The organism is Wolbachia endosymbiont of Drosophila nikananu (assembly GCF_028981865.1).
Lineage (GTDB): Bacteria > Pseudomonadota > Alphaproteobacteria > Rickettsiales > Anaplasmataceae > Wolbachia > Wolbachia pipientis_B.
In genome coordinates, this window is sequence record NZ_JAPQLL010000069.1 from 25,101 (window position 1) to 33,601 (window position 8,501).

General features: G+C 37.7%; 8 protein-coding genes and 1 pseudogene. 7 read left to right on the forward strand and 2 right to left on the reverse strand.

The window, feature by feature from the left end:
- Nucleotides 1-181: hypothetical protein (locus tag OZD67_RS05220; RefSeq protein WP_274999749.1), on the reverse strand; the 181-nt coding region annotated here is incomplete at its 3' end.
- Nucleotides 182-219: 38 nt separating this feature from the next.
- On the opposite strand from OZD67_RS05220, the gene OZD67_RS05225 reads away from it, so the two are divergent.
- A complete protein-coding gene (locus tag OZD67_RS05225; protein WP_182183452.1) occupies nucleotides 220-1,392 on the forward strand; it encodes an NADH-quinone oxidoreductase subunit D in 1,173 nt (390 codons plus the stop codon).
- Nucleotides 1,393-1,410: 18 nt separating this feature from the next.
- Here the strand turns inward: OZD67_RS05225 and recJ are convergent, their stop codons facing one another.
- Nucleotides 1,411-3,150 carry a single-stranded-DNA-specific exonuclease RecJ gene (recJ, locus tag OZD67_RS05230; protein WP_182183451.1) on the reverse strand — a complete coding sequence of 580 codons (1,740 nt, stop codon included), beginning with the start codon at nucleotides 3,148-3,150 and terminating at the stop codon, nucleotides 1,411-1,413.
- 183 nt (nucleotides 3,151-3,333) lie between these two features.
- Between recJ and OZD67_RS05235 the strand changes: the two genes are divergently transcribed.
- The 6 genes and pseudogenes from OZD67_RS05235 to OZD67_RS06640 all read left to right on the forward strand — a co-directional run.
- Complete coding sequence (locus tag OZD67_RS05235; protein ID WP_182183449.1) at nucleotides 3,334-4,500, forward strand: aspartate kinase; 1,167 nt, start codon at nucleotides 3,334-3,336, stop codon at nucleotides 4,498-4,500.
- 172 nt (nucleotides 4,501-4,672) lie between these two features.
- Nucleotides 4,673-5,323 carry a hypothetical protein gene (locus OZD67_RS05240; RefSeq protein ID WP_182183447.1) on the forward strand — a complete coding sequence of 217 codons (651 nt, stop codon included), beginning with the start codon at nucleotides 4,673-4,675 and terminating at the stop codon, nucleotides 5,321-5,323.
- Nucleotides 5,324-5,344: 21 nt separating this feature from the next.
- Nucleotides 5,345-5,968 (forward strand): hypothetical protein, encoded by a 624-nt coding sequence (locus OZD67_RS05245; RefSeq protein ID WP_182183446.1) that lies wholly within the window; start codon nucleotides 5,345-5,347, stop codon nucleotides 5,966-5,968.
- Nucleotides 5,969-6,105: 137 nt separating this feature from the next.
- Nucleotides 6,106-7,374, forward strand: a complete 1,269-nt coding sequence (gene proS, locus OZD67_RS05250; RefSeq protein ID WP_182183444.1) for a proline--tRNA ligase — start codon at nucleotides 6,106-6,108, stop codon at nucleotides 7,372-7,374.
- Nucleotides 7,371-7,757, forward strand: coding sequence for a holo-[acyl-carrier-protein] synthase (locus OZD67_RS05255; RefSeq protein ID WP_182183442.1), 387 nt, complete (start codon nucleotides 7,371-7,373; stop codon nucleotides 7,755-7,757). The genes proS and OZD67_RS05255 overlap by 4 nt, the downstream gene beginning before the upstream one ends.
- 324 nt (nucleotides 7,758-8,081) lie before the next feature.
- A pseudogene (locus tag OZD67_RS06640) lies at nucleotides 8,082-8,501 on the forward strand (IS110 family transposase); the annotation flags it as partial.

Here is an 8,501-nt window from a genome sequence, read left to right on the forward strand (position 1 = left end):
AAAAAATTAAAAATAAGACGCCAACTACGTTGTTTTCTTGCTGTTTAATCTGCACAGATGAAGATAACTGAATACCTTCAGTACCATGATAAGGAGGCTGGCGGAGTTTGTCAAGTAAGTTTTTGTTTCTATTGAATGACAGTTGTAGCCTATGCAAGAAGTCTATTGACTTTGAGCGCACTTTAGCCTATACAATTTCAATATCTTAAACTGCCAAACATGCCCGATCTAAAGACAATGATGTTAAATTTTGGCCCTCAGCACCCAGCTGCACATGGAGTGTTGCGCCTTGTTTTAGAGATGGACGGCGAAGTGGTTGAGAGAGCTGATCCTCTTATTGGGCTTTTGCATCGCGGTACTGAAAAATTAATAGAGTACAAAACATATCTTCAAGCTTTGCCTTATTTTGATCGTCTTGATTATGTGTCACCAATGTCACAAGAGCATGCGTATTCACTATGTGTAGAGAAATTGTTGCAATGCGAAATTCCGATTAGGGCAAAGTATTTACGTGTCTTGTTTTGTGAACTGACGAGAATACTAAATCATTTACTGAACGTTTCTTCTCAAGCGCTTGATGTTGGAGCAATGACTCCTCTTTTATGGCTCTTTGAAGAAAGAGAAAAAATACTGGAATTTTACGAAAGAGCTTCAGGTGCAAGGTTTCACGCAGCTTACATCAGACCAGGTGGAGTTGCAGCAGATGTTCCAGAAGGCTTGATTGAGGATATTGCAAAGTTTATAGAGCAATTTCCAAAGTATATAGACGATGTTGATGAACTTTTAACAGAAAATAGGATATGGAAGCAACGCACTGTAGGAATCAGTGAAATATCAATTAAACAGGCACTTGATTGGGGCTTTAGTGGCCCAATGTTGCGCGCGGCTGGGCTTGCTTGGGATTTGCGAAAAAGCCAGCCATATGAAATATATGATCAGCTAGATTTTGATATACCTATTGGCCAAAATGGCGATTGTTATGACCGTTATCTAGTTAGAATGGCAGAGATTAGGCAGTCTGTTAGCTTGGTGAAGCAGTGTATAGAGAAAATGCCTGGAGGCCCAATAAAAACTGAAGATAGAAAAATTTCTCCACCGCCAAGAGCAGAGATGAAAAAATCTATGGAAGCTCTGATTCACCATTTTAAACTTTACTCAGAAGGATATCACGTACCAAAAGGTGAAGCTTACACAGCTGTTGAGGCACCAAAAGGTGAGTTTGGAGTGTATATAGTTTCAGATAGTACCAATAGACCTTATAGATGCCGAATAAGAGCACCTGGCTTTGCACATTTACAAGCTTTGGATTTTATGGCAAAAGGACACATGCTTGCCGACATTGCAGCAATTATTGGCTCACTCGATATAGTTTTTGGTGAGATTGATAGGTAATTATTGTAAGATAGTAACTCAACTAATGGTCAATACATCTTCTATTAAAAATTGTACAAATTCATTGCCATTCCAGTAATTCATAGAGATTTTACCCAAAATGGCTTTAACATTACCCTGCATGATAGCAGAGCCAAGGTGAGTATTTGCAGAGCGAAATGCAATAGCTCTTACCATAACATTATCATCAGCAATAAAACATTTTATATGATCAACTCCTATAACTTCAGGCTTTCTTATCTTTGCTCCCTGAATGATAAACCTTGGTTCAGGATTCCCAACTCCAAATGGTCCCAAGCGTTGCAGCTCATTCCACAGAGATAAGTTTATTGCTTTAGCAGTTACTATACTATCAGCTTTCAAAGTTTTCTCATTTATAGAGTTTGAAAATCTTTCAGTAAAAAAATCATGCAAATCATTTATTTTGTCTTCTTTAATTGAAAATCCTGCCGCCATACTATGACCACCACCTTCAATAATTAAATTTGTAAACTTTGCGGAAAGGACTGCAGCACCGATATCAACTCCCAAAATTGATCTACAGCTTGCTTTTCCTATTCCATTGTTTAAAGACATCACTATTGTTGGTAAGTGAAACTGCTCCTTTAGCCTTGATGCAATTATACCAATTATTCCCTGGTGCCAGTTGCCGCTTACCATTATAAAATTTACACCTAATTGGGCAAATTTTTCCGCTTGTGCTGTAGCTTCCAAAAGAGCCTCATTTTCTAACACTTTCCTTGTATTATTCAAATCTATTAATTTTAGCGCGATTGAATGTGCCTCTTCATCATCATCGGTGGAAAGCAACCTTGCACCGAGTGATGCTTCTCCAATTCTTCCTCCAGCATTTATGCATGGCCCAATACTAAACCCTAATTGTGAAACACTTGGTTTTTCAAGGATCCCCAAAGCATCAAATAAAACACGCAAGCCAACGTTTTTTCTTGCTGACATAACTTTTAATCCTTGTGAGACAAATGCTCTATTGAGGTCTGTAATCTGCATAACATCGCAAACGGTTCCAAGGGCAACTAAATCCAGCAGATTAAATAAATCTGGTTCTTTTTTGTTGGTAAAAGATCCTTGCTCACGTAGGCTTTTATTAAGAGCAATAATCAGCAAAAATGACACTCCAACTGCTGCAAGGTTAGTATAAGGAGAGCTTTCATCAAGGCGGTTTGGGTTAACAACTGCTATGGCGCTTGGTAACTTTTCCGTACCAAGATGATGATCGACAACTATAATATCAAGACCAAAGACCTTTGCATCTTCTATTGGTTGATATGCAAGCGTACCGCAATCAACGGAAATACATAAATCGATCCCGTTTTTTTTAAGTTGTAATAAAGCATCTGTGTTTAATCCATAGCCCTCATCAACACGATCTGGAATGTAGACTATAGAGTGTATATCGATTGCTCTCAGGTACCTGTTAATCAATGCTGACGACGTTGCACCATCAACATCATAGTCACCAAATATTGCAATTTTTTCATTATTTTTTATTGCCCGTATTATACGAGAAACAGCTTTATCCATATCAAAAAGGTGAAAGGGATCTGGTAATAGCGATCTGATTAGTGGATATAAGAAGTCGCTCGCATTTTCTATGTTAACACCACGAGTAACCAATATTCTTGCTAGTACTTCTGGCAACTCAAATTTCTGTATAAGAGTTAAGATTTCCCTTTGATCTGCTTCTTGCAACTTCCACAATGCATTTGTTATGCTGCGCTTTTCAATTTCAAGTAGCATATTCTTTGTAAATAAAACTACTTTACCAGAACTTTTAAACTTGTTCTATAATTGTATTAGATGCACAGTTCCAGAGTGTGATGGTATGATAAAATGTGAGAAAAAATACCATCACACTCTGGAACTGTACATCTATCTCTACAAAAACTATATTTTTCTTTAGAAGAGAGTTATATTGTAACTATGGACAAAATAATCATAAAAAAATTTGGTGGGACTTCGCTAACTGATTTAAACCGAGTTGCAAATTTGATAAAAAACGATATTGAGAAAGGTTGTAATGTAATCGTTGTTGTATCTGCTGTTGCAGGATTTACTGACCAAATGGCTTTTCAGGCTAGGCAAATCTCAAATTTAAGTTGCAGACAAGAGTTATCAGAGTATGACGTTATGCTTTCAGCAGGAGAACAAATTTCTTGCGGTCTATTAGCTATCACTCTCCAATCGATCGGAGTTAATGCTAAATCGTGGCTTGCCTGGCAGTTACCAATTGTAACTGATGATTTTTATTCTGAGTCTAAAATAAAAACAATAAAGATTGACCGTGTGAAAAGATCTTTTGCTGAGGGTTATACTGCTGCGATCATCGCTGGTTTTCAGGGTATAAATGATGATAGAATCACTACTTTTGGAGGAGGAGGCTCTGATATATCAGCAGTTGCCTTCACGGTAGCCTTTGGTGTTAGAACTTGCGAAATTTTTACTGATATTGATGGAATATATACAGTAGACCCGAGAATTGTTCCAAAGGCACGCAAGCTTAAATTTATCTCTTACGATGAAATGTTGGAAATGTCGTCATCTGGTGCTAAAATACTGCATAATCGTTCAGTACAACTTGCAATGAAGCATAACATTAAAGTGCAAGTGCTATCCACTTTTAAAGAAGTAGAAGGCACCACAGTACTACACAAAAGGGATGTACTAGAGAGATACTTAATTACTGGAATAGCTTATAGCACTAATGAAGCTCTTGTAACTTTCACTAACCTTGCAAATAACTTGCGTACTTTAAGAGATATAGTAGAGGCAAACGTTAAAATTGATATGATACATGGGTCAAGTTTTGTTATCTCCAAATTTGATATTGATTTAATGGAAAAGTTACTGAATAAGAATGAAAATTATGCTATAAACGACAATGTAGCTAAAATTTCAATAATTGGCATTGGTATTATGTCTAATACTGAAGTGATGCACCGCACACTCAAGGTTTTAAGCGAAAAAAAGATAGAAATACTTGCTATCACAACATCCGAAATCAAAATCAGTATAATTGTTCAAAAAGAATATGTTGTAGCTTTGGTCAAAGATTTACATACTGAGTATGAGCTTGATATGCAACACTAGGATAGGCTCAACGTCCACAACTGTACGAACATTGCAATTTGGGCCTACCAGGAGGGTTGTATATTACTTATAGCTTATCTATTCAAATTGTGACTTTATTTTTCATAATTAATTGTTGACACTGTTGATAATCTAGTTATTATTAATATTGTATTGACCAATGAGGTGAAAAATGTCTACATCTAATCTTAAAGTTTCGATTGCTGCTTTATCATTGTGTGCATCTGCCGTTGCAATTTATATACATCTTCCTTATGTTATTGCGGCAGTTTCTGGTTCTGGTGCAATTGAAGCAGTTCCCTTAGCAATTTTTACTGTTTCTGCGGTTATTGCACTGGCTTCAGTAGCATATTTTATTAAACTTGCCGTTTCTCCACAGACAGAAATGGAGGATAAATCAAGTGTGCCTCCTTCAAGTAATAATCTCTCTCTTAATCTTACAATCTCGGACTCGGGCTCGGGTAATGTGAATATATGTACTAAGAATGATAACATGCTAATGGGAGCTGGTATTCCTATAGCAAAAAAAGCTAGCAATTGGCAAATTGACGAAGTGGGCACCCCAGAAGACCAGACTAACACTGGAGAGGGACAGCCAATGAAAGATATGATAAAAGAATCTGTGCTTGATCCTGAATCACCTCCAGTAACGCTTGGTGCACAAACAAACACAAGTGCCAGTGTACCACCACCTCCTCCTCCTGTTCCAAATAAGTCTGGAAAAGAATCCGGCCATACTGCATCTCAAGTACCACAAGAAAAGTCTGTTGGGCAAGATGAGTTGAACGCAAAATTGTCAGAAGGAGAGAAAGCTTTTAAATAGATAAGAGAACGTAGTTTTACCTTGAGAAGAATTGACGCTCAACCTAAGCCTGGAAAAGAATCCAGCCATACTGCATCTCAAGTACCACAAGAAAAATCTGTTAATCAAGATAAGTTGAACGCAACATTGTCAAATGACAATAACAAGCAAAAAATGCAAGAAGAAGAGTATTATGCGAGAGTTGAAAGAGTGCTAAAAGAGACAAAAGAGATAAGAGAGAGTCATAATGATAATCCATACAAGGTACTTCTGAACAAAATGGCACCAAGGGGTAGTGAAAGTGATCATTCTAGTGACTGGGCAGGTAGTGGAGATAAGCTGTCTAACTCGGGTGGTTGGAGTGATAATGAAAACAAGGAACAGGATAAGCAAAGTTTTGCCCCTGCCCAAGCAGATGCATCTATAGATGCCGCCCATGAAATAGATTCTGATGAGGAAGTGAGCAATTACATCAATAAGCCTTTAAATTCCCAACTAGGCAATGGAGAAAGAAGCAAAACTCCTGATAGCGCTTATGGGTCTAAATCCTCATCCCCGTTGAATTTTGAGTCAGAGACAGAGAAGCCACAGGTACCTGCTAGTTTACAAGAGGAACCTTCTGTAACAAAAGTGAATAATGTGGATCCAGTGAATAGTAGAGTGTAATCTTCACTAAAAGTAATAGGACCACAGCGGTCATAAAATTATCAAGGGAAGTACCACACACTTCCCTTCTTTTTCAAAATAAGTTTACCTACAGGTCTGATTGTATTAAGATTACTTAATACAATCAGGTCTATTATATGCGTTTATCCAAATATTACCTGCCAACTCTAAAGGAAAAGCCTACCCATGCTAAAATTATCTCCCATCAATATTCTTTACGTGCAGGCTTAATCAAGCAAACAGCGTCTGGCATTTATTCATGGTTACCGCTTGGTCTTTTAGTGCTTAAAAATATTGAAAACATCATCAGAGATGAAATGAACAAGTCTGGCGTTATTGAAGTATTAATGCCTTGTGTGCAGCCGGCAAGTCTCTGGCGAGAATCAGGCCGTTACGATGATTACGGCAAAGAGATGCTGCACATTAAGGATAGGCATGGGAGCGATATGCTTTTCGGGCCAACGCACGAGGAGGTAGCAACTGACTTAATTAGAGATACGGTAAGAAGCTACAAAGATTTGCCACTTTGTTTGTATCATATCCAGTGGAAATTCCGTGATGAGGTAAGACCACGTTATGGTGTTATGAGGGGTAGGGAATTTCTGATGAAGGATGCATACAGTTTTGATGTAGATTACGAAGGTGCACTGAATTCATATAATTTGATGTACAAAACTTACATAAAAATCTTCAAACGCATGGGGCTTACTCCAATTGGAGTGAGAGCGGCCACTGGGCCAATTGGAGGAAATTTGAGCCACGAGTTCCATATATTGGCAAACACTGGTGAGAGCACTTTATATTATGACAATAAATTTTCTGAACTACTAGAAAGTGAAGATGTTGGAAGTTTGAAGAATATATATGCAGTTGCAGATGATATGCACGACCCTAAAACTTGCCTTGTGCCGCAAGAACAGTTAAATGTTAGTAAAGGTATTGAAATAGGGCATATTTTTTATTTTGGCAACAAATACTCAAAGCCTATGAAGGCAAGTGTTACTTCTCAAGATGGAAAAAATGTCAACATGCATATGGGTTCGTATGGCATTGGGGTTTCAAGGCTTGTCGGTGCAATAATAGAAGCTTTTCATGATGATAAGGGAATTATCTGGCCAGAAGCGGTAGCTCCTTTCAGAATTGGTTTAATCAATTTACAAACGAAAGTAACGGAGGCTGCAGATAAAATATACAAAGCTTTGAAAAGCGATGAAGTGCTTTACGATGATACGGAAGGAAGTGTAGGAGTAAAATTTGCCAGAATGGATCTGATAGGCTTGCCGTGGCAAATAATTGTTGGAAAGAAAGCAGTAAGTGAAAACATAGTTGAAGTAAAAAATAGAGCAACTGGAGAGGTAAAAGAAATGCAGATTGAGGAAGCAATAAATCGCTTTAGCACAAAATGATACGCGGTATCGGCACTGACATAGTATATATACCAAGAGTATTGGGAATATTACAAAAATACGGGGGAAAATTTCTCAATAGAATCTACACTGAAAAAGAAATAGAGCTAAGTAGAAAGTATAATAGTCAAGAAATGCGAGCAAGGTATTTTGCCAAACGCTTTGCAGCAAAAGAAGCTTTTGTTAAAGCACGAGGTACTGGATTTAGCCAGGGCATTATAATGAAAGATATAGAAATATACAGTGGTGTAAAAGGAAAGCCATATATTGCTGTCAGAAAGGATTTCATCTCAAAGGACTACAAGATTCACCTTTCTTTAAGTGACGATGGAGATTACGCTACTGCATTTGTTGTAATTTGCATCTGTAGCTCACACAGATAAAGTTTACTCTTTTGTCATCCTATGCACAACTGTACGAACATTCATTTTTAAAGGTAAACTGCACAGCAAATGGTCAGTGCTTGACACTGTCCTCCTTTGTCATCCGAGTAGCTGACACTTGTATCTTTATGATGTGAGGCATTAGAGCTAAAATACCTCACAGGGAGGGTGAAGCTGATGCGACACTAATGCCATTAAGGCCGAATCCCAGATTTTGCTTCCCTCCCATAGAGTTAAAGACAGAACAGTATCTTTTGGAATTATATCCCGTATTACAAGGTTAGTCTAAACTCTCAGTTTATTTATAGTCTTGGAGGCAATTTTATGCAAGTAAATGCTATTTTGGGTGTGGATATTTCAAAAAAGAAATTTGATGTTTGTTAGTGGAGAGTAAAAAACGACACAAAGTCTTTCAAAATAATCAAGATGGTTTTGCAAAACTTGTAGTTTGGTGCAATGGCCATGGAGCAAATCTTACTCATTTATGTCTTGAAGCAACTAGTTGGTATGGAGAAGATTTGGCTACTTTTATGCACGATTTAGGACATAATGTCAGTATAGTAAATCCAGAAAGCTTTTGGCAAAAGTGAGCTGCTCAGAAATAAGACAGATAAATCAGATGCAGCTATGATAGCTGGATTTTGTATCGCCAACAAACCTACTTTTTGGAAGCCCATTGCACCTGAAATGAGGCATTTGAGGGCGTTGCATGCAATCGCTAAAAGATGATAAGGTGCAACAGAC

What these genes read in the sequence shown, in the direction of transcription:
- OZD67_RS05225 (WP_182183452.1), top strand. Translation starts at nt 220, where the DNA reads ATGCCCGATCTAAAGACAATGATGTTAAATTTTGGCCCTCAGCACCCA.
- recJ (WP_182183451.1), bottom strand. Translation starts at nt 3,150, where the DNA reads ATGCTACTTGAAATTGAAAAGCGCAGCATAACAAATGCATTGTGGAAG.
- OZD67_RS05235 (WP_182183449.1), top strand. Translation starts at nt 3,334, where the DNA reads ATGGACAAAATAATCATAAAAAAATTTGGTGGGACTTCGCTAACTGAT.
- OZD67_RS05240 (WP_182183447.1), top strand. Translation starts at nt 4,673, where the DNA reads ATGTCTACATCTAATCTTAAAGTTTCGATTGCTGCTTTATCATTGTGT.
- proS (WP_182183444.1), top strand. Translation starts at nt 6,106, where the DNA reads ATGCGTTTATCCAAATATTACCTGCCAACTCTAAAGGAAAAGCCTACC.
- OZD67_RS05255 (WP_182183442.1), top strand. Translation starts at nt 7,371, where the DNA reads ATGATACGCGGTATCGGCACTGACATAGTATATATACCAAGAGTATTG.